Annotated in this window: 20 protein-coding genes and 1 tRNA gene; 7 read left to right on the top strand and 14 right to left on the bottom strand. The window is 48.9% G+C overall.

The features are described 5' to 3' along the window. The first annotated feature begins 32 nt into the window (after positions 1 to 32). A complete protein-coding gene (locus tag IT781_RS10295) occupies positions 33 to 260 on the top strand; it encodes a hypothetical protein (RefSeq protein ID WP_194970072.1) in 228 nt (75 codons plus the stop codon). Further along, positions 250 to 453, top strand: a complete 204-nt coding sequence (locus IT781_RS10300; protein WP_194970073.1) for a hypothetical protein — start codon at positions 250 to 252, stop codon at positions 451 to 453. Before IT781_RS10295 ends, IT781_RS10300 begins: the two co-directional genes overlap by 11 nt. A gap of 340 nt (positions 454 to 793) precedes the next feature. Here IT781_RS10300 and IT781_RS10305 read toward each other — a convergent pair. The 7 genes from IT781_RS10305 to IT781_RS10335 all read right to left on the bottom strand — a co-directional run bounded on the left by IT781_RS10305 (position 794) and on the right by IT781_RS10335 (position 10005). Beyond that, a tRNA-Ser gene (locus tag IT781_RS10305) sits at positions 794 to 884 on the bottom strand. Positions 885 to 970: 86 nt separating this feature from the next. Continuing rightward, a complete protein-coding gene (locus tag IT781_RS10310; protein ID WP_194970074.1) occupies positions 971 to 4567 on the bottom strand; it encodes a hydantoinase B/oxoprolinase family protein in 3597 nt (1198 codons plus the stop codon). A gap of 31 nt (positions 4568 to 4598) precedes the next feature. Further along, positions 4599 to 5327, bottom strand: coding sequence for an S-adenosyl-l-methionine hydroxide adenosyltransferase family protein (locus tag IT781_RS10315; protein WP_194970075.1), 729 nt, complete (start codon positions 5325 to 5327; stop codon positions 4599 to 4601). A 5-nt stretch (positions 5328 to 5332) separates the two neighbouring features. Continuing rightward, on the bottom strand, positions 5333 to 6193 hold the full coding sequence (gene ttcA / locus IT781_RS10320) for a tRNA 2-thiocytidine(32) synthetase TtcA (protein ID WP_194970076.1): 861 nt from the start codon (positions 6191 to 6193) through the stop codon (positions 5333 to 5335). Positions 6194 to 6263: 70 nt separating this feature from the next. Beyond that, on the bottom strand, positions 6264 to 7484 hold the full coding sequence (gene fabB, locus IT781_RS10325) for a beta-ketoacyl-ACP synthase I (protein ID WP_194970077.1): 1221 nt from the start codon (positions 7482 to 7484) through the stop codon (positions 6264 to 6266). 11 nt (positions 7485 to 7495) lie between these two features. Beyond that, the gene (gene fabA / locus IT781_RS10330) at positions 7496 to 8011 is read right to left on the bottom strand and encodes a 3-hydroxyacyl-[acyl-carrier-protein] dehydratase FabA (RefSeq protein WP_194970078.1); all 516 of its coding nucleotides are present in this window, start codon (positions 8009 to 8011) and stop codon (positions 7496 to 7498) included. Between the two features lie 86 nt (positions 8012 to 8097). After that, entirely contained in the window at positions 8098 to 10005 is a 1908-nt protein-coding gene (locus tag IT781_RS10335) for a transglycosylase SLT domain-containing protein (protein WP_228779065.1), read from the bottom strand. 233 nt (positions 10006 to 10238) lie between these two features. On the opposite strand from IT781_RS10335, the gene IT781_RS10340 reads away from it, so the two are divergent. The 5 genes from IT781_RS10340 (at position 10239) to IT781_RS10360 (ending at position 15698) form a co-directional block, all read left to right on the top strand. After that, the gene (locus IT781_RS10340; RefSeq protein WP_228779070.1) at positions 10239 to 11891 is read left to right on the top strand and encodes an ABC transporter ATP-binding protein; all 1653 of its coding nucleotides are present in this window, start codon (positions 10239 to 10241) and stop codon (positions 11889 to 11891) included. 2 nt (positions 11892 to 11893) lie between these two features. Then, complete coding sequence (locus IT781_RS10345) at positions 11894 to 12736, top strand: PHP domain-containing protein (protein WP_194970079.1); 843 nt, start codon at positions 11894 to 11896, stop codon at positions 12734 to 12736. Positions 12737 to 12823: 87 nt separating this feature from the next. After that, positions 12824 to 14257: a glutamate--cysteine ligase gene (locus tag IT781_RS10350; protein WP_194970080.1), complete on the top strand. Its 1434-nt coding sequence runs from the start codon at positions 12824 to 12826 to the stop codon at positions 14255 to 14257. Between the two features lie 5 nt (positions 14258 to 14262). After that, complete coding sequence (locus IT781_RS10355; RefSeq protein WP_228779071.1) at positions 14263 to 15273, top strand: M14 family metallopeptidase; 1011 nt, start codon at positions 14263 to 14265, stop codon at positions 15271 to 15273. Next, positions 15270 to 15698, top strand: coding sequence for a YcgN family cysteine cluster protein (locus IT781_RS10360; protein ID WP_194970082.1), 429 nt, complete (start codon positions 15270 to 15272; stop codon positions 15696 to 15698). Before IT781_RS10355 ends, IT781_RS10360 begins: the two co-directional genes overlap by 4 nt. Positions 15699 to 15724: 26 nt before the next feature. Here IT781_RS10360 and IT781_RS10365 read toward each other — a convergent pair whose 3' ends face one another. The 7 genes from IT781_RS10365 to nqrM all read right to left on the bottom strand — a co-directional run bounded on the left by IT781_RS10365 (position 15725) and on the right by nqrM (position 20180). Then, a complete protein-coding gene (locus IT781_RS10365; protein ID WP_194970083.1) occupies positions 15725 to 16012 on the bottom strand; it encodes a hypothetical protein in 288 nt (95 codons plus the stop codon). Between the two features lie 15 nt (positions 16013 to 16027). Then, positions 16028 to 16354 carry a YqcC family protein gene (locus IT781_RS10370; protein WP_194970084.1) on the bottom strand — a complete coding sequence of 109 codons (327 nt, stop codon included), beginning with the start codon at positions 16352 to 16354 and terminating at the stop codon, positions 16028 to 16030. Between the two features lies 1 nt (position 16355). After that, entirely contained in the window at positions 16356 to 17297 is a 942-nt protein-coding gene (locus IT781_RS10375) for a beta-propeller fold lactonase family protein (RefSeq protein ID WP_228779066.1), read from the bottom strand. A 28-nt stretch (positions 17298 to 17325) separates the two neighbouring features. Next, a complete protein-coding gene (locus IT781_RS10380; RefSeq protein ID WP_194970085.1) occupies positions 17326 to 17886 on the bottom strand; it encodes an SRPBCC family protein in 561 nt (186 codons plus the stop codon). A 161-nt stretch (positions 17887 to 18047) separates the two neighbouring features. Continuing rightward, positions 18048 to 19496, bottom strand: a complete 1449-nt coding sequence (gene sbcB, locus IT781_RS10385) for an exodeoxyribonuclease I (protein ID WP_194970086.1) — start codon at positions 19494 to 19496, stop codon at positions 18048 to 18050. Between the two features lie 28 nt (positions 19497 to 19524). Beyond that, complete coding sequence (locus tag IT781_RS10390) at positions 19525 to 19923, bottom strand: CBS domain-containing protein (protein ID WP_194970087.1); 399 nt, start codon at positions 19921 to 19923, stop codon at positions 19525 to 19527. Between the two features lie 77 nt (positions 19924 to 20000). After that, positions 20001 to 20180 carry a (Na+)-NQR maturation NqrM gene (gene nqrM, locus IT781_RS10395; RefSeq protein WP_194970088.1) on the bottom strand — a complete coding sequence of 60 codons (180 nt, stop codon included), beginning with the start codon at positions 20178 to 20180 and terminating at the stop codon, positions 20001 to 20003. Positions 20181 to 20184 lie beyond the last annotated feature (4 nt).

A 20184-nucleotide genomic window follows, 5' to 3' on the forward strand; every position in this document is an offset into this window, starting at 1 on the left:
TTATTGAAACGCTAAAGCAGAAATAGCGCTAGATGGTAGGGCTGGATGCATACAAAGAACTTACTGGCATCACCGATAAAGTGATGTCTACACTTGTCCTGGCAAACATCATCGCCGCCATAAAAGGCTGGCCTGAGATAATCAAAGGACAGCCGAATTGTCGCGGTTTATCACAGCAATACATTGTGAGATATCTTTCCGGCAAAGGCATTGCAAAAAACATTGATTCATCAGAAATAAGGATACAGCGTGACCAATAACGAAAACCCAAACCAATCAAACATAATCCCATTCCCAAAACGCTTTAACGAAGATGGTGACACAGCCGAAGACTACGGATTAAGTCAGTTTGAATTTGAACGCCTGCTTGGCATTATGGATGCCTTGCTGCAGCTTCCAGACGATAATTTAGACGTTCTTTATTCGTGGATAAGAAACGTTGTTGAGTCCTGATGTTTAGGGGTTCACTCTAGAGGTGAGTGGTGATGATATAGGAAATCCTGCATCTTAATGGTTATGGGAAATCCCATATCAGCCGGTATCCCGCAAGGGCACCGGTTTTTTTATGCCTGGTGGTTCTGCATCGATCTGACCAGAAAGCCGGCAGGCTGGTTTTATGGCCGGGTTACGTTGGGATGGTTGGTGCGGTTTATTGTTGATTACAGATGTTTAACTGCAACGATTGCCGCCTAATTGTTCGGTATTGTCCGCCAAAATCCGATGCTGCATGGTGGGTAAAATGGTGGGTAGAAACCAGAAAAGAGACGTAAATTATTGATTTATAAATAGTGAATGGCGGAGAGACAGAGATTCGAACTCTGGGTGGGCTACAAACCCACGACGGTTTTCAAGACCGCTGCCTTAAACCACTCAGCCATCTCTCCGCGATCTGTATATATTAACCCAACCACTTTAAAAAGCAACCTTTTTCGTCAGTTTTTTAGCTCAAAATCTGGCTCAAAATTGAAAATCATCCATAACCGCCTCCTCCTGGAGTTTCAATTTGGATTGCATCACCAGCTTGAGCCTCAATTTGTGCACAGCCCGGTAAACATTCTATTGTGCCGTTTTTCCGGATAACGGTATTTTTGCCGCATTTCCCCGGTTCTGCGCCGTTGACTGCAAATGTGGGTTTGAACCGGTGACTGGATAAAACACTGACAGTCATAGGCTCCATGAATCTGATCCTGCGCTGCACGCCATTGCCGCCTTTATGCCTGCCGGTGCCGCCGCTGCCTGCTCTCATTGAGAACTCTTCCAATAAAACCGGAAACCGCCACTCCAGCACCTCAGGATCGGTTATGCGGGAATTGGTCATGTGCGTATGAACGGCATCGCAACCGTCAAAATCAGCGCCAGCTCCCGCACCGCCACAGATCGTCTCGTAGTACTGGTATTGGGCATTGCCGAAAGTCAGGTTATTCATTGTGCCTTGCGATCCTGCCAATACGCCTAATGCGCCATATAAAGCATCGACAATATATTGCGAGGTTTCGACGTTGCCTGCGACAACTGCCGCAGGATAATGCGGATTTAACAGCGAACCTTCCGGAATAATGAGTTCCAGCGGTTTCAGACAGCCTGCATTCAGCGGGATGTCATGCTGCACTAAGGTTCTGAACACATACAGCACGGCGGCTTTACAAACGGCTGACGGCGCGTTGAAGTTAGTTGCCGACTGTTTGGAAGTGCCGCTGAAATCGATTATCGCTGTTCCGGCTTTCCGATTTACGGTGATAGCTACGGCGATTTCGGCGCCGTCATCCATACTGTAAACAAACTGTCCACCTGGTAGCGACTTCAGGACATAGCGCACCGCCGCTTCGGCATTGTCCTGCACATGCTGCATGTAGGCCCGGACCGTAGCCAGCGAATAGCTGTCGACTATGTTTTTGAGCTCCTGCAGCCCTTTTTGATTGGCGGCAATCTGAGCCTGCAGATCGGCTATATTTTGTTCCGGATTGCGTGCAGGATACTTTCCTGACAACAGCCAGTTTCGAATGAGATGCTCCTGAAAATGCCCTCTGCTGACAATCTTCATACCGCTGCTGAGCACGCCTTCCTCTTCTATTTCCCGACTATGCGGGGGCATTGAGCCGGGCGTGATACCGCCGACGTCGGCATGATGTCCTCGGGAAGCGACAAAAAACAATAGCTCGTTGTCTCTATAAACCGGTGTCACGACCGTAATATCAGGCAGATGCGTTCCGCCATGATAGGGTGAATTCAGCAGATAAACATCGCCTTCCTGCATGGTGGCGCGCTCGGCCCGCAGCAAAGACTGAACGCTTTCACCCATTGATCCCAGATGCACAGGAATATGGGGTGCATTGGCAACCAATTGCCCTTTTCCGTCAAAAATGGCGCAGGAAAAATCCAGTCGTTCCTTGATGTTGACCGAATATGCGGTATTTTGCAGCACAAAGCCCATCTGCTCGGCAATGGACATGAACAGTTTGTTGAATATCTCCAGCATCACCGGATCAGGTGTCGATGATGCCAGAATGTTCTGCCGGACTTTGGTTTGTACGCGCGTCAGGATCAAATCCTGCTGAGCAGTCATTTCGCCCTGCCAATCCGGCTCGATGACGATAGTCGAAGTCGGCTCGATAATAATGGCGGGCCCCGGTATCGGAACGCCGGCCTGCAGTTGCTCTCTACGGTAAACCGGCGCTTGGTGAAAGTCATTCTGCATGAATACGCGCGTGAGGAACAACGGCTGATCATGCGGATGCTCCGCATAAAACTGCCGATCCTCGACCTGTTCATTGACCCCGATGATTTCCACCGAAGCTGCTTCGATCACCAGCGGTTTGCCCTGATAAACAAAACCGAATTGCTGCCTGTATTTGCTTCGAAACTCATTGAGCATTGTTTCCTTATCGGCAAACACGACCGGTAAAGCCGTGTCGGTGCCTTGAAAACGAAGGCGCAGGCGGCCGATTGCTTTAATGTGAGCCGCATCGACATACTGCGCCAGCATCTCCTGGCGGCCGCGCTGTTCAAGGTCCGCTATAATCGATTGCAAATCGGCCAGCGAAGTTTCCTGCCACGGCAGTTCCAGCGCCTGTTCTTTTAGCAGTCTGACATCGGCCAGCCCCATGCCGTAAGCCGACAAGACGCCGGCCAGCGGATGCAACAGAATACGCTGAACGCCCAATCTATCAGCAACCGCACAGGCATGCTGGCCGCTGGCCGCGCCATAACAGCATAAACTGTATTGGGAGACATCATAGCCTTTCTGTACCGATATTTTTTTAATCGCGGCCGCCATGTTTTCAACTGCAATGGCCAAAAATCCTTCCGCAACCTGTTCGGGTGTTCTATTGTTGCCGGTCTTTGCATTTATCTGGTCCGCCAATTCGGTGAACAACTGCCTGACTCGATCCTGATCCAATGGCAGATTACCCTCGGGGCCAAAAACATGGGGAAATAACGGCAGCTTGCCGAGCAAAATATTGGCGTCGGTAACGGTTAAAGGGCCGCCGCGACGATAGCCAGCGGGCCCCGGATTGGCTCCGGCGGAATCGGGCCCTACCCGATAGCGTCCCGCTTCGAAATGCAGAATCGAGCCGCCGCCCGCAGCAACGGTATGAATATGCATCATTGGCGCACGCATCCGTACGCCCGCCACTTCCGTTTCAAAACTACGCTCATATTCACCGGCATAATGAGCGACATCAGTGGATGTCCCCCCCATGTCAAAAGCAATGATCTTATCAAACCCAGCCCTGGCTGAAACAGCCACTGCGCCGACTATGCCGCCGGCCGGCCCCGAGAGAATGCTGTCTTTGCCTTGAAAACTTGCAGCATCGGTCAAACCGCCGTTTGACTGCATGAACAGCAGGCGGGCCGCATGACTATTACCATTAATGCCATCGGCCACCTGTTTGACGTAGCGCCTGAGCAACGGCGACAGATAGGCATCAACGACCGTCGTATCGCCCCGGCCGACAATCTTCATCAAGGGACTGACCTGATGCGATACTGATATTTGCGGGAAACCGATTTCTTCAGCCAAATCCTGCAATAACCGTTCGTGAACCGGATACCTCCAGGCATGCATCAGCACGATGGCTATGGAGCGAAAACCGGCATCGTAAACAGCCTGCAATTGCTGTCTGGCTTGTTGTTTATCGAGAGCAACCAGAATATCGCCCTGGGCGCTAACCCGCTCGTCGATTTCCGTGACGCTTCGATAGAGCTGTTCAGGCAACTGGATGTTCAAGGCAAAAATATCGGGACGGTTCTGGTAACCGATGCGCAAACAATCCTTAAAGCCACGGGTTATGATCAAAGCGGTCGGCTCGCCATGACGCTCCAGCAAGGCATTGGTCCCTACCGTTGTGCCCATTTTTACCGCCTCTATCATTTCACCGGGCAACACCCCATCCTTAACGCCCAGTATTTCACGCATGCCTTGTATAGCAGCATCCTGATAGCGTTCCGGATTTTCGGACAGGAGTTTCCGGCTGACAAGCCCGCCTTCAGGACTGTGGGCCACGATATCGGTAAAGGTCCCGCCCCTGTCTATCCAGAACTGCCAGCGATTAGATGATTCGATCATGAGCGAATGTCTGTGAATATCGGCAGGTGTGTTATTTGCCGAAAGAAATGACAGCACCTACATCAAGGCCAAGCTGCCTCGCATTGCCTTTATTGACGGCTATTTCAACCAGGCCGCTGGAGTTTTTATACCAGAAAGCCTGATGTTCGGCGACAGCGCTAAAAGTATCGGCCTGTTCCATAACAATGCCATTAACCATCAACGACTTGCCCGCCAGCCCTTCATGATAGCGCAAACCGGTCATGGCATTGCCGTAATGATCAAAATAGATCACTTCAGCCAAATCTACAGGCCAGGCGTCCAGATCGTGCCTGGCAGACGGCCTCAATAAATCGTCTGCGGCATCACAGGCCAGCCTCGCCGCGACAGGCGCAAATAAATCCCTGCCATGAAAGCTCATCGAACACTGTTCGGGACGCCAGACAATTTCAAACCACTGCACCTGTCGGGATTGCACGGCGACCGTATTTAACAGACCATTATCGGGGCCGACAAAATACTGGCCGTCGGCTTGCAAAACTACCGCTTTGCGTTCGCTGCCGACGCCGGGATCGATCACCGTCAGAAAAATGCTGCCTTTCGGGAAGCTGTGCCGCAAAGCGGCCAGCAAGTAAGAACTAGCGCGAGGATTAGCAATAGGCGCATTACTGAGCAGATCAATAACCGGATGCGCTGGCGCCATTTGCCGCAGCACAACCTCCATTTGCCCGGTATACGGCCCGGTCGGCCCAAAGTCTGTAAAAAGAACGATGATTGCCATAGCCCTTATTGAGCTAATATATCCAACCCGGCATTAAATGAAATGACCTGTTCTTCCTCTCCAGTAGACTCGCCGCGTTTCAGCCCCGCAAAATCGAACAACTGCGTATCGGCCAATTGCGAAGGCGCCACGTTCTGCAGGCTGGTAAAGATGGTTTCCAACCGTCCTGGAAACTGTTTGTCCCAGCCTTTCAGCATGACTTTCATGGCCTGCCGCTGCAGGTTCTCCTGAGAGCCGCACAGATTGCAAGGAATGATCGGGAATTTCTTGAATGCAGCAAACCGTTCAATATCTTTCTCGCGGCAATAGGCCAGCGGCCGGATCACGATATTTTTCCTGTCATCACTGAGCAGTTTGGGCGGCATGGCTTTCAGCTTGCCTCCATAAAAAATATTCAGGAAGAAAGTTTCAAGAATATCGTCGCGATGGTGGCCCAACGCTATTTTGGTAATACCGTTGGCTTCCGCGTAACCATACAAGGCGCCTCGCCGTAACCGTGAACAAAGACCGCAGGTTGTGCTGCCTTCAGGAATGATGCGCTTGACGATGCTGTAAGTATCCCTTTCGATAATGTGATAAGGAACGCCGATGGATTCAAGATATTCCGGCAATACATGCTCGGGGAAGCCCGGCTGTTTCTGATCCAGATTGACGGCGACCAGTTCGAATTCAACGGGAGCCGTCTTCCGCAGATTGAGCAGAATATCCAACAAAGTATAGGAATCCTTGCCGCCGGATAAGCACACCATGATCTTATCGCCGTTTTCGATCATGTTATAGTCGGCAATTGCATCGCCTACAGCATGGCGCAAACGTTTCTGTAATTTATTAAATTGGGTTCTGGATTTTTGATCTGGATCTGACATGGTCAGAATAACATTGACTTAGAAAGACGAAATAAAGGCCGGGGTTCATCGGAACCCCGGATGGAACACGTTAGCCGTTGTAACGTTGGAAAATTAAGGTTGCGTTGGTTCCGCCGAAGCCGAAACTGTTCGACATGATGGTATTTAGCGTGACATCATCCTGCCGTTCGCGCACGATGGGAATACCTTCCGCATTCGGATCCAGATGCGTGATATTGGCTGAAGCGCTCAGGAAGTTTTCTTCCATCATCAATAAAGAATAAATGGCCTCATTAACACCGGCTGCACCTAATGCGTGACCTGTCAGGGACTTCGTTGAGCTGACCCATGGCACATTGCCGGCGCCGAATACGGTACGCAGGGCTTCCAATTCTCTGGTATCGCCAACGGGCGTACTGGTACCATGTGCATTGATGTAATCGATCTTGTCATGCACAGTTGCCAGCGCCTGCTGCATGCAGCGCACAGCGCCTTCGCCTGAAGGCTGAACCATATCATAACCATCAGAGGTTGCGCCGTAACCTGTCAGTTCGGCATAGATCTTGGCGCCGCGGGCTTTGGCATGTTCCAGCTCCTCGATGACCAACACACCGCCGCCGCCGGAAATAACGAAACCGTCGCGGGTTTCATCATAAGGCCTTGAAGCTGTCGTCGGCGTATCGTTGTACTTGGCTGACAGTGCGCCCATCGCATCGAACAGGACGGACATGGTCCAGTGCACTTCTTCGCCGCCGCCGGCAAACACAATATCCTGCTTACCCATCTGGATCAATTCCATGGCATGGCCGATACAGTGAGCACTGGTTGCACAGGCGGAGCTGATGGAGTAATTGACGCCTTTGATTTTAAAAGGTGTCGCCAGACAAGCCGTATTGGTGCTGGACATGGTCCGGGTCACCATATAAGGGCCTACTTTTTTAATGCCTTTCTCGCGCAGAATATCTGCCGCATCCACGAGATTCGAGGTTGAAGGGCCGCCTGATCCCATTACCAGACCGGTCCTGACATTTGATACATCCGACTCCGCAAGACCTGCATCATCAATAGCCTGCTGCATGGCAATATAATTAAATGCAGCACCATCGCCCATAAAACGTTTTATTTTACGGTCTATAAATTCGTCCTGATCTATATTGACAGGCCCATGAACATGACTGCGAAAGCCAAGTTCTTTATAAACATCGGCAAAAACGATTCCAGAACGCCCTTCTTTTAAGGAATTTACAACCTCATTTCGGTTATTGCCGATGCTGGAAACGATGCCTAAACCGGTTACCACGACTCTTTTCATTACAATAGCCTCTAGAAATCTTCTGTAGAAGTAAATAAACCAACCCGCAAATCGGTAGCTTCGTAAATTACTTTACCGTCAACTTCCATAGTGGCATCAGCGATACCCATAACCAACTTCCGCATTATTACTCTTTTCAGATTGACTCGGTAAATCACTTTTTTAGCGGTCGGCAAAACCTGCCCAGTAAATTTAACTTCACCTACACCTAAAGCCCGTCCTTTACCTGGTCCGCCCATCCAGCACAAATAGAAGCCTATCAATTGCCACATGGCATCTAATCCCAAGCAGCCCGGCATCACCGGATCGCCTTGGAAATGGCAAGCAAAAAACCATAAATCAGGAGTTATATCCAGCTCAGCAATAATTTCGCCCTTCCCGTAAGCGCCGCCTTCATCCGATATATGGGTAATCCGGTCCATCATTAGCATATTTGGTAGAGGCAATTGCGCATTTTTCGGCCCGTATAGCTCCCCCCTACCGGACTTCAATAATTCTTCGCGCGTAAAACTATGCTGTTTCTCCATAATATTTATGTACCTAAGTTAATAATAATTATTCTTGCATCAAACGCGCATTATCTAACAGACACCAAAAAAAATCAGCTCAATTTTTAGCCCGGTAGCACATCCAGCATGAAATCTTTTATCCTGAGCGCTTTCCTGTGCATACGCTCCTGATAAATCATGATGTAAGCAAGCACTGAAGATACATATTTTCGGGTTTCCTTAAACGGGATGGTCTCTATCCATATGTCCGCCGGCACAATCTCGCCGCTAGGCAGCCACTGTCCTACCCGCCTGGGCCCTGCATTATAAGCGGCAGTTGCCAGTGCGAAATGACCGTTAAATCGGTCCAACAGTTGTCTGTAATAAAAGGAACCGTATTTGACATTAATGCCGGGATCAAACAGGCTTGCCTCGGATTGCCAATTCTCACGAAGGTCCCGTGCAATTTGCTGGCCCGTTTTCGGCATAATCTGCATAAGTCCTCTGGCGCCGACCGGCGACTCGGCATACCTGTCAAACACGCTCTCCTGGCGAATGAGGCCGAAAATTACAGCCGGATCAAGATTGTGTCTATTCGCATTATTGCTGACTTCATTGAGATAATTGACCGGGAACCGTAGCCCCATGTCATCCCAGTAATCGGCCTTAGCCAGCGTAAAAATAGCCACTTGATTCCATTGCCACTGTTGAGCCAATTTGGCCGCAGTCATCAAGCGCTCTTTGGGCAGTTTTTTGACGGCAAACCACCATTGCCGTTGCGCTTCTGGCATACGCCCCAGAAAATCGAGCTCCCGGGCTATTTTAAAGTCATTTTCTTCGGCCAGTGCCTCAAGCTCATTCCCTGACAGAAAAACAGGTTTATCGGTTAACTGATAAGGCTTGCTGACGGTATCGGCTGCAAGAAAGCCGTAAAAACTCCGGTCTTCAGCAAGATGATTGTAGATAGTCTGTGCCTGCAACACATCGCCCGTTTTAGCCAGTGCGCGAGCTTGCCAGTACTGCCATCGGGGCTCCAGCCGCTCCTGATCCGTCAAGCCCGCCAGCGCATCGGCAACATGTTGCCAATTCTGTTCGAGCAAGGCGGCTCTGGCTTTCCATTCCCTGACCTCCGCATCGACATTGCCCAACCGGCTCAGACGATCATAGGCTTTTTTGTTCTTATTGAATGCCAGGGCCAGTGCGAGTCTTCGTTCGATTCGCTGGTCCGTTTGCGCATCTATAGCGAAATTGTATTTCCTGCTGTCCCAGATTTGCATCGCCAACTCGGGATCTGTTTTGGCCATTCTGTCGACAGCATGCGCAAAGATACGCCCACCCTGCTGGTCCGGGTTGATCCCTAAAGTATCGCTTCCTATTAGCTCGGGCTTTTTATGAATTTGCAGCCATACATCGGCAATAGCCTGATCCGTTAATAAACGCTTCAGATACTCCGCCAGCTGGACATTATCTTTCCGCAATGCCAATTCGAAGCGTTGCCAGATCAACTCCTGCGTAAAAAGCGGCGACTTGATCAATGCTGACGTCAATGCATCGCATTCCTTAGGCAGAGACTTCGCCACTGTCCACAGGCGCTTTGCTTCATTCAATGCCAGTTGAATGTCGCCCGTCAGATATTTGGCCCAGTAAAACTGGCATTCCAGCGCGCTGTTGCCGCCTGACTGATAATGTTGAAGAAATTCGTGCCAGTTTTCATGCTGAGCCAAGTAGCTCAGCCATTGAGACCTTAACAAATCGGCATAACGTGTATCTTTGTATTCCGATAAAAATCCCAGAATTCCGCTTGTCTGATGCAAATTATTCTTTAGCCACTGATAGTGCAGATACGGATACAAAGGATAGCTTTTTAAAGACGGGGCGAGGTCCCAAAATGCCTCGTCCTTTCCTTGGGCAATCAACTTTTCCGCTTGCAGAAAATCAGCTCGTTGCTGTTCCAGTGTATTTCCCGATACGTTAACTGGCAAGGTCAGCACGCACATTAATAACAAATATCCGCACCGGTATTTCTTCTTCATAATTTTTAACAACAGTTTTAGTTATTTTCTTAAAGATGTCAGACAGATATAATGTGGGGTTTATAGAACGCATCATACCTATCGTGCAAACAAAGCATCCCTCAAAACAGGCCACGCAATATTACGGCTGGGATTATATCTTTCAAATCGTTTCAGAGCACAAAAAACAACTGATCAATGCGCATCTGATCGCGATTCTGGCGACTATCGCCAGCGTACCGGTTCCTTTGCTGATGCCGCTGCTGGTCGACGAAGTCCTGCTGAACAAGCCCGGCATGACCATCGCATTCATCAATTCGCTGACGCCGGCCCACTGGCACACGCCGATCCTTTATATTGCGGCCGTTTTGCTGGCAAGCCTGCTGCTGCGCATTTTTGCGATTATTTTCAACATCATTCAAGCCCGGCAATTCTCCTTTATTTCCAAAGATATCATTTTTCGTATCCGTAAGAATCTGATCAGGCGTCTGCAGACGATTTCCATGTCCGAATACGAAAACCTGGGAACAGGCACTGTGGTCACGCACCTGGTGACTGATCTGGATACGATTGATACCTTCATAGGCTCTACCATCAGCAAATTGCTGATAGCCGCCCTGACCATCATCGGCACAGCCGGCATCCTGCTATGGATGCACTGGCAGCTGGGTTTGTTTATTTTATTATTAAATCCTGTCGTGATCTATTTCACGCGTGTCGTCGGATCACGTGTCAAGGATCTGAAAGCCAAGGAAAATTCCGCTTATGAAGTATTTCAGCAATCGTTAACCGAAACGCTGGAAGCGATTCATCAAATCCGCGCCAGCAATCGCGAGAAGCATTATTGTCAACAGCTGATCGAATCGGCCCGCTCGGTGAAGGATTATTCAATGATCTTTGCCTGGAAAAGCGATGCGGCCAACCGGATGAGCTTTCTGGTATTTCTATTCGGCTTCGATGTGTTTCGCGCCTGCGCCATGCTCATGGTTTTCTATTCCGACCTTAGCATAGGCGAAATGCTTGCCGTATTCGGCTACCTCTGGTTTATGATGGCTCCGGTCCAGGAAGTACTGAATATTCAGTATGCGTTTTACGCGGCCAAAGCCGCTCTAAGACGTATCAACCGCCTGAATGCGCTGCAGCAGGAACCCCATTACCCGCATCTGGAAAATCCGTTCCTGAATAAAAAAACCGTCTCCATACGCGTCGACAATCTGCACTTCAGCTATGGTGATGAGCAAATACTGAACGGCATCAATCTGGAAATCAAAGCCGGCGAAAAAGTAGCGCTGGTCGGCGCCAGCGGCGGCGGCAAATCCACACTGATACAAACGCTCATCGGTCTCTATCCGTCCAGCGGCGGCCGGATTTATTTTGACGATGTCCCCATCGATCATATCGGCCTTGAGGTTGTCCGGGAAAATGTCGTAACCGTCCTGCAGCAGCCTATTCTGTTCAACGATACCATCCGCGCCAACCTGACACTGGGCAGATCCGCTACCGATGCCGAATTATGGCATGCACTGGCGATCGCGCAATTAAAAGACACGGTCAGCGACCTGGAAAAAGGTTTGGATACGGTAGTCGGCCGTCATGGCATGCGGCTTTCCGGCGGCCAACGGCAACGCATGGCCATCGCGCGGATGATAGTCGCCAATCCTAAAGTCGTGATACTTGACGAGGCCACTTCGGCACTCGATAGCGAAACAGAACATAAATTGCATCAAGCCCTCGCCGATTTCCTGAAAGGCCGCACAACCATCATTATTGCGCATCGCCTGAGCGCCGTAAAACAAGCCGATCATGTCTATGTATTTGAAGGCGGCAGTATTTGCGAACAAGGCCGTCATGAAACTTTAATCAATCAAAAAGGTCTTTACGCCAAGCTTTATGGGGATTATCAATAGTCATGGCTGAAATATACGATCTGCACTGTCACTCAACGGCTTCCGATGGTGCATTATCGCCAACGGAACTCATAAAACGCGCCCATGAGCAAGGCGTTACCTCACTGGCTTTGACCGATCACGATACGACAGCCGGACTAGCCGAAGCCCGGGCTGCGGCGGCTGCAAGCGGCATCAAGCTGATATCTGGCATTGAACTTTCCACCAGCTGGCACGACAAATGTTTTCATATAGTCGGTCTGGGGATCAATCCTGATTATGGCCCATTGGCTCAAGCCACTCAGAACCTGCAAACCGTGCGTCTGGAACGCGCTGAAAAAATCGCCCAGAAACTCGAGAAAAAACGTATTCCCGGCGCATTCGAAGCTGTCAAGCGAGCTGCTGGCGACAGCATGATCACACGCACCCATTTTGCTGACTTCCTGCTGTCACAGCACCACGTGTCAACGCAGCAGGAAGCTTTCGACCGTTATCTGGCCCGGGGTAAACCGGCCTATGTATCCACACCCTGGGCCGAACTGGAGCAGGCGATCAATTGGATCACCGAGTCAGGCGGCATTGCCGTCTTGGCTCATCCGTTGCGTTACAAGCTGACGGCCAACTGGATGAAACGGCTGTTGACCGCTTTCAAGGAAGCTGGCGGCCAAGGTATAGAGGTTGTAACAAGCAGAATTAGTGCCGATGAAATTAAATTGGTTGCCGGCTACGCCGCACGCTTTGAGCTGGCGGGATCAGCAGGTTCTGACTTTCACAATCCTGAAAATCAGTGGGTTGAGTTAGGCCGGCTCGCCCCTCTCCCTCCCCATATCAAGCCAGTATGGGAATTACTGGAAGTTCAAGGTTAATGGCACTTTTTCATCCATTGCCAATCACATTGATGTGAGCTTTGAACCGACGTATGATGATTTAACTTTGCTTGATTTGGTGCAATCATGGGCCAGGAAATCTCTTTAGAGCAATTTGATGAGAAGAACTTCGAGCGCTTTTATCAAAAGCTCAAGCAGGAGACTCATCTGCTCAGCCAATTAATTGAACAGAATGCCTGTTCCACCCATCAGCCTGTGGCCGGCTTCGAAATTGAAGCCTGGCTGGTCGATGAAAACATGCGCCCATCACCGACTAATGAAAATTATCTGACTACGTTCAACCATCCGTGGGCTTCGGCGGAACTCGCCAAATTCAATATAGAATTCAACAGCACGCCTGCACCTTTAACCGATGATGTTTTCAGCCGCCTGCACGAGCAGTTGCAGACAACTTGGGCAGAAGCCTGTCAGCACGCGGAAGCCCTAGGCAGCAACGTTGTCATGATTGGCATTCTGCCGACTTTAAAACAGTCGGACTTGAATCTGAGCAATATGTCAAACATGAACAGGTATCGCGCCCTGAATGAGCAAGTGCTGCATGCCCGCGGCAGGCCGATACACATCGATATCAATGGTGCGGAACACCTGAAATTCGACCATGACGACGTGATGATAGAGTCAGCCACCACATCATTTCAATTGCATATCCAGCTGCCGCTAAGCATCGCACATCATTTTTATAACGCTTCGATCATTGCGTCAGCCCCAGTTGTCGCGTTATGCGCCAACGCTCCTTTCTTGTTCGGCAGAGAGCTCTGGCATGAATCACGTATTCCCCTGTTCGAACAGTCTGTTGAATCCGGCGGCTATTCAGGCGCCTCGCATGGCCCGATCAAACGCGTCAGCTTCGGATCTGACTACGCAAGACACTCTATCATCGAATGCTTTCAGGAAAATCTTGATCACTTTCCTGTGTTATTGCCTGTCGAGCAGGACTCCGCCATCGAAGCCTTCGCACACTTGCGTCTGCATAACGGCACCATCTGGCGCTGGAATAGGCCATTAGTCGGTTTCGATGGAGACGGCACACCGCATATCCGGGTAGAACATAGAACACCCGCTTCCGGCCCCAGCGTGATCGATTCGATCGCCAACGCGGCGTTTTACTATGGTCTGGCCCAAAGCATCTGCGATGAAATCGTAACCAAAGGCTGGCCATTGCCGTTTGCCCAGGCCAGGGATAATTTTTATAAGGCAGCCCGTTTCGGCTTGGACAGCCATATCATCTGGTTCGACGGCCATAAACAGCGTCTGCCTCACTTATTTGAAACAGAACTTTTACCCAGAGCGACGTCAGGTCTGGAAACTTTGGGCATTCGCCGTACCGATATCGACACTTATCTGGATATTATCCGTCAACGTATCGCCCATAGGCAAAATGGCTCTCAATGGCAGCGCCAGTATATCCACGAACACGATCATGATTTCACGGAGATGATGCGAAATTACCTTAAAAATCAAAATAGCGGCAACCCTGTCAGCACTTGGACCTTAGCGTGAAAACATTGAGCCTTAATCAATTGGATTACTTGCCCGATGGCCTGCTGGAAGCCACGCCGGAAAGTTTGCACAGAATATTGCCCAAGCCAACCCTGATTCATTTGGCGGGCCGACATGCCGAACCTCTATTTGTATCAATTTTGCTGCATGGCAATGAATCGACAGGACTTTTCGCACTGCAACTACTGCTGAAAAAATATCAAAACCAGCCTTTGCCGCGCTCACTGTCCATTTTCTTCGGCAATATCAGCGCCGCCAGTAAAAACTTGCGAAGACTTGATAACCAGCCTGATTACAACCGCATATGGCCCGGTACCGAGCTGCCTGATTGCGCGGAAACCGAAATGGCAAAGGAAATTGTCTCGATCATGAAGAAGCGCCGTGTTTTTGCCAGCGTCGATATACATAACAATACCGGATTAAACCCTCATTATGCCTGTGTCACTAGGCTGGATAACCCGTTTCTACAACTGGCCTCCTTATTCGGCCGGCTGGTTGTCTACTTTATCCGGCCTAAAGGCGTACAAACAGCCGCATTCGCGGAAATATGCCCGGCTGTTACTCTGGAGTGCGGCCGCCCCGGCCAACACTATGGTATCGAACATGTGCTTGAATACCTGAACAGTTGCCTGAATCTTGCCGCATTACCGTTGCATCAAGTTCAGCCTCAGGATATTGACCTTTTTCATACGATCGCCCAGGTTAAAGTGCATGAAAAAATTAATTTCAGCTTTAACCGAACCGATGCCGATCTTTTGCTGAATGAAGACCTTGAACGTATGAACTTTACCGAGATTCCAGCCGGTACTGTATGGGGAACTTCCAGATTCAACTCGCTGATACCGCTCATCGCTCAGGATGAATCCGGAAATGATGTGACTGAAAAATGTTTCTCTATTGAAAACGGCGATTTATTGATAAACCGAAATAACACCATGCCTTCCATGCTGACACTGGATGAACATGTGATCAGGCAGGACTGCCTGTGTTATTTAATGGAAAGAATACATTTATGAGCTTCTGGAAAACCAAAAAACTGATTGAAATGACGGCCGAAGAATGGGAGTCGTTGTGCGATAACTGCGGCAGATGTTGCCTGAACAAGCTGGAAGACGAAGATACCGGCGATATCTATTTCACCAGCGCCGCTTGCGACCAGATAGACCTGGAAACTTGCCGATGCACCCACTACGCCGACCGCTTCACTGTAGTGCCCGAGTGCATTGATTTAAGACAGCCCGGCTTTACTGCATACAATTGGCTACCATCAACCTGCGCCTACCGTTTGCTCAATGATGGCGGAGAGCTTCCTGACTGGCATCCTCTGGTTTCAGGAAATGCCGAAAGCGTGCAGGAAGCAGGTATCTCAATCAGTAGTTATGCGATAAGGGAATCAGAGGTTGATGATCTGGAAGATCATATTATCGAATGGCTGGATTAATTAGCCTACAACCAGTGGCTCTGGGACTATTCTTTTTCTATCCACGCTTCCAGCGCCTCAATAATACCCTTTGCCTGCTCCTTACTGGAAATATTGAATTTTGATTTTTGCTGGTATTCGCCGTTGCGTTTCTGATAGCGGCGAATGGTATATTTATCAGGGCCATATTCCCCTTTGGCGCGATCCCAATCCTGATAACGGAACATGACCGTAGCCCAGGCACCTTTGGTCAGCACTTTTTTATCCAGCTCTTTGACTGTCTCAATCCCGCCATCTTCATAAGTTACAGTCAATTCATCTACAGTTTCAGCCATATTAGCTCCACGTTATTACAAATCGGTGAGCAGTGTATCAATTTCGGCCAAATGCGCCAATAAAGTTTGTAGATTGGCATCATGTCTGAAATATTCCTCGGCATAAGGCGCAATAGCGCAAGCAGTCGGCAACGGTGCTGCATGTTCGATTAATGCCCGCATTCTTGGCAGAAATATAAATTGCAACCATTGAGGGAAATCCAAAGTATCGCAGCTAAAAGGCAGTTCACTCGAAAGCGCCTCAACCGGAGGTAAAGCACCCTGCCAATAATTCAGCTGTCGCAACTGAACTTCCACTTGAAACAATAGTTCAGCAATTTTCCGGCACTTATCCGAAGCCATGTTACTTGGCGATGAATTGACCGAACGCGCGACTACCTTCGCCGGTCTGGATCGTATCAACCACTTCCAATGTCTGTGCGTCGATCACGGAAACATTGCTGTCGAACCAGTTCGCCACATAAACATGCCGATCATCCGGATGCGTATAAATGCCTTCCGGTTTATCGCCGACATCAATCAGGGCGATTTCTTTTAATGTGGCGGTATCAATGACCGAAACCGAGCCGTCATCCTGATTGGTGACAAACAAAAGACTGTCGCCCTTCGCCAGGGTCGCAGCATAAGGCCGGCTATTTACTTTGACTGCCGCAATGCGTTTTAGATGGCTTTTTTCCAATACCGTTACATCATCGCTTTCCACATTAGCGACATAAATGCGCTCGCCTTTGCTATCGACAGTCAGACCAAATGGATGCGCGCCAACCTTTGTAGTATTTCTGATCGTCAATTTGTCCAGATCGATCTGCGAGACTGAATCATCCAACCGGTTAGCGACATATAACCAGCGATTATCAGGACTCACCATCAAGCCGGAGGGCGATTTGCCCACGACAATGGTTTCTACGATTTTCAAACTATCGGCATCAATCACTGATACGGTATTCTTATACCAATCCGCCACATAGATGCGCTTGCCGTCCGGCGCCGTAGCAATGCCTAAAGCACCATCGCCGACGGCGACTTCAGAAATAACTCTGCGTTTTACTGCATCCAGAACAGCAAAGCCTCTCGCTTCCGGAGCGCTGACATAAATTCTGTTACCGTCCGGTGCAACGGCAACACCGGCAGGCTTGCCGGCAACGGCAATCGTATCGACTACTGTACCTTTTTTCGTGTCGATAATGGAAACGCTGTCTGCCAATTGATTACTGATATAGGCGAAAGGCTCCGCCATAACCGATGCTGATAAGAAGGCTGTAGCGACCGCCATCGCTACAGCCATGTGGTTCACTCGGAACACGCGTAAACCCTTACTTTTCAGCTAAGGTTTTCAGATTTTCCAAACCTGATTTTAAAATAGCCGTCACAGCCGTGTTAGCAGCTTCTTCATTCATTTCCGCAGGCGGATTGTTGTTCATGTAAGCGCGGTAATAACCCGCTTTCCAGGATACAACCGATGTATTGCCTTTGCCTTCTACCTCAATGCTGGCCGCATAGTTGTCAACTGGCAAAACAGGCACTTTCTCTTCAGCGCCGGCATGAGTAATGGTTTTCGCTGTGCTCATTTCAGTGATTTTATAAGCATACGTCATTTTTTTGTCGTCATGCTTTTTCAATTCTTCGGTAATAGTACCGCCGTCTTTCAAAGTCAGAACACGGACTGAACCTTTATCGTTGCCTTTATCGGCTTTGGTATCCTTGATGCCGGGGTGCCATGACATATCGCCAAAGTCTTTAATGATGCCCCAGACTTTTTCGGCAGGCGCATTGATGGTGATTTCTTCTTCAGCTTTCTGGCGCACAGGACCGTGCGCATTAACAGCCGAAGCAAAAAAGAACAGTAAAGCTGGAAATAAAATAATTTTCTTCATGTGATTAACTTCCTTATGGAAACATATAAACTGAACCACCCATTATATGCCAACTCCACGCAGCTGGCATCAGTTAGCGCATTCTTAATCCAAGCTTATGAGCGGAATAGTTATCTTGACTGATACAATTGAATATGAAATTAATTTTGCAGAGCCTTTCATCAAACTAACTTAACGCCGAACCGTTCCATTTTCTCGAAAGCGTATACTTCCAGTGCTGTGATTATATCCGGGTTAATATTTTCATTACCTTTAAGTTCTTCAAGGCGATTGAAATATTCACCAAGCAGAATCCCGGCCCCAGCCCGTCCGCCAGTTAACCGGTTTCTACAAAACTCATGCCATCTCTGCGTCTCTTCATGAGTTAGAGTTTTCGGATAATTGCGCGCCCGGTATCTAAATAGCATCTCCGGCAAGCGAGCATCGGAAAAATCAAAAACCGCTTTTGCCAATTGATCCGGCGCCATACCCCTGATTCTCGCCATTTTTTGTTTATCTGATTCAGAGAAAAAACCGCCGCTATAAAGCGCCAAGTCCGGATCATATTCCTGCTCTGCGTAGTCGTGGCTAAAAACGGCCGAAAGTTTCGCTTCCAGGTTAGTTGCCGCCTTAATCTTTTCAATATTGGCATAGCAGAAAGCCAGGTCGATTTCCAGCCGCTCCGCATCATTCGGCTTGATAACAGACACCGGAGCCAGCACGGGACATTTATTAATATGAACCGTTTTTAGCGGTATTCTTTCAACGCCTTCCGGCAATTCACCGGTTGCTGTAAAGATCCTCTGCTGAATTTCTTCGACAGATAACGACAGCATCGGTTCAGGATCTATAGAAAGATCGTAAGCAATGATGCCATTACTGTTGGTCGGATGCTTGCAGACAGGTAAAATGACAGCAAGACAATTCTTGGCCGCTGCGTATTTGCCCGAAATATGCACAAGCGGTTTAAAGCTGCCGAGTTGCAGCAAATTAAGCACCTCGGATTTAATCCGATGCTGCAGTAAAAACTGATACAGTTTTGGCTGGGCTTTTCTAACTAACCTGGCTATCGCTATAGTGGCATACACATCGGAAAGCGCATCATGCGCAGCTGAATGTTCAATACCATTCGCTTGGGTTAATTCTTCGAGCCTGAAACAGGGTCTTCCATCTTCATTAACTGGCCAGTGTATACCATCAGGACGCAGAGCACGCGCAGCCCTGACCAGATCGATCAGATCCCAGCGTGAATTGCCATTTTGCCATTCACGCGCATAAGGATCATAAAAATTTCGGTAAAGGCAATTGCGCGTTACTTCGTCATCGAAACGGATACTGTTATAGCCGACAGTGCAGGTATTAGGCTGAGACAACTGCTGATGAATCAGTCGCGTGAATTCCGCTTCGCAAATGCCTTTCTGCTCGGCAAATTGAGGGGTAATTCCTGTGATAACACAGGCGTCAGGATGCGGCAGTGAATCTGCCGATGGTTGGCAATAAACGACGAGAGGGTCGTCTACAATATTGAAATCATAATCGGTCCGAATACCGGCAAACTGAACAGGCCTGTCTCTCCGCGGGTCTGTTCCGAATGTCTCATAGTCATGCCAAAAAAACGTGCCGCTCTTCATCCAATGAAAATTAATTCCTAAACTTTATTTAAGATTCGAGCGAAGCCAATGCTCTTAAAACATCAGTTCGGCTGACAATGCCTACCAGGTCAGTATCTTCAAAAACAGGAAAGCTTCTGTCTTTGGATTGCTGAAATTTTTCCGCCACGTCAACAATAAATGAGTCAGACTCAACACGAATTACGTCTTTTGTCATATATTCGCCGACTTTACCGCCCATGCCCTGATCGTAAACGTTTTCCGCAACAACCCGCATCACATCATTTTCCGAGAACATACCGATCAACTGGCCATGATTGTCAAGCACCGGGGCACTGGTAATTCTATGATCCAACAGTTTCTTTATAGCATCAAAAACATTGGTTTCTTTAGTCAAAGTAACCAAATGCTTGGTCATATAATCTGCAACAGTGATTTTAGCCAACATAACCAACTCCTCATTGTTATTTATTATTTCACTTCAGAGCCTGCCGTCCTGCTTATGCAAATCCTTGCAGAACTATCCTAAACCTTTCCTTCAGCCTCCAGCTTTTTCCTTTTATCACATTTTTCAACGCATATGCAATTTCCGTTATTAGCGCCGCCGCATGATCCTTTAATAGCCTTTCTGCCAAAAATAACCCCTATCGCCATTATTGCAATAACGACAAGCATGAATACAAAAGTTACAAGAAAATAAGTCATGATG

The organism is Methylobacter sp. BlB1 (assembly GCF_015476545.1).
In the GTDB taxonomy this organism is placed as follows: Bacteria; Pseudomonadota; Gammaproteobacteria; order Methylococcales; family Methylomonadaceae; genus Methylobacter.

Excerpts from the sequence above, each read along its gene's own strand:
- IT781_RS10310 (WP_194970074.1), bottom strand. The coding sequence starts at position 4,567 with ATGATCGAATCATCTAATCGCTGGCAGTTCTGGATAGACAGGGGCGGG.
- IT781_RS10380 (WP_194970085.1), bottom strand. The coding sequence starts at position 17,886 with ATGAAGAAAATTATTTTATTTCCAGCTTTACTGTTCTTTTTTGCTTCG.
- IT781_RS10365 (WP_194970083.1), bottom strand. The coding sequence starts at position 16,012 with ATGGCTGAAACTGTAGATGAATTGACTGTAACTTATGAAGATGGCGGG.
- fabB (WP_194970077.1), bottom strand. The coding sequence starts at position 7,484 with ATGAAAAGAGTCGTGGTAACCGGTTTAGGCATCGTTTCCAGCATCGGC.
- ttcA (WP_194970076.1), bottom strand. The coding sequence starts at position 6,193 with ATGTCAGATCCAGATCAAAAATCCAGAACCCAATTTAATAAATTACAG.
- fabA (WP_194970078.1), bottom strand. The coding sequence starts at position 8,011 with ATGGAGAAACAGCATAGTTTTACGCGCGAAGAATTATTGAAGTCCGGT.
- IT781_RS10375 (WP_228779066.1), bottom strand. The coding sequence starts at position 17,297 with ATGGCTGTAGCGATGGCGGTCGCTACAGCCTTCTTATCAGCATCGGTT.
- sbcB (WP_194970086.1), bottom strand. The coding sequence starts at position 19,496 with ATGAAGAGCGGCACGTTTTTTTGGCATGACTATGAGACATTCGGAACA.
- nqrM (WP_194970088.1), bottom strand. The coding sequence starts at position 20,180 with ATGACTTATTTTCTTGTAACTTTTGTATTCATGCTTGTCGTTATTGCA.
- IT781_RS10295 (WP_194970072.1), top strand. The coding sequence starts at position 33 with ATGGTAGGGCTGGATGCATACAAAGAACTTACTGGCATCACCGATAAA.
- IT781_RS10360 (WP_194970082.1), top strand. The coding sequence starts at position 15,270 with ATGAGCTTCTGGAAAACCAAAAAACTGATTGAAATGACGGCCGAAGAA.
- IT781_RS10340 (WP_228779070.1), top strand. The coding sequence starts at position 10,239 with ATGCCGCTGCTGGTCGACGAAGTCCTGCTGAACAAGCCCGGCATGACC.
- IT781_RS10350 (WP_194970080.1), top strand. The coding sequence starts at position 12,824 with ATGGGCCAGGAAATCTCTTTAGAGCAATTTGATGAGAAGAACTTCGAG.
- IT781_RS10335 (WP_228779065.1), bottom strand. The coding sequence starts at position 10,005 with ATGAAGAAGAAATACCGGTGCGGATATTTGTTATTAATGTGCGTGCTG.
- IT781_RS10315 (WP_194970075.1), bottom strand. The coding sequence starts at position 5,327 with ATGGCAATCATCGTTCTTTTTACAGACTTTGGGCCGACCGGGCCGTAT.
- IT781_RS10345 (WP_194970079.1), top strand. The coding sequence starts at position 11,894 with ATGGCTGAAATATACGATCTGCACTGTCACTCAACGGCTTCCGATGGT.
- IT781_RS10390 (WP_194970087.1), bottom strand. The coding sequence starts at position 19,923 with ATGTTGGCTAAAATCACTGTTGCAGATTATATGACCAAGCATTTGGTT.
- IT781_RS10370 (WP_194970084.1), bottom strand. The coding sequence starts at position 16,354 with ATGGCTTCGGATAAGTGCCGGAAAATTGCTGAACTATTGTTTCAAGTG.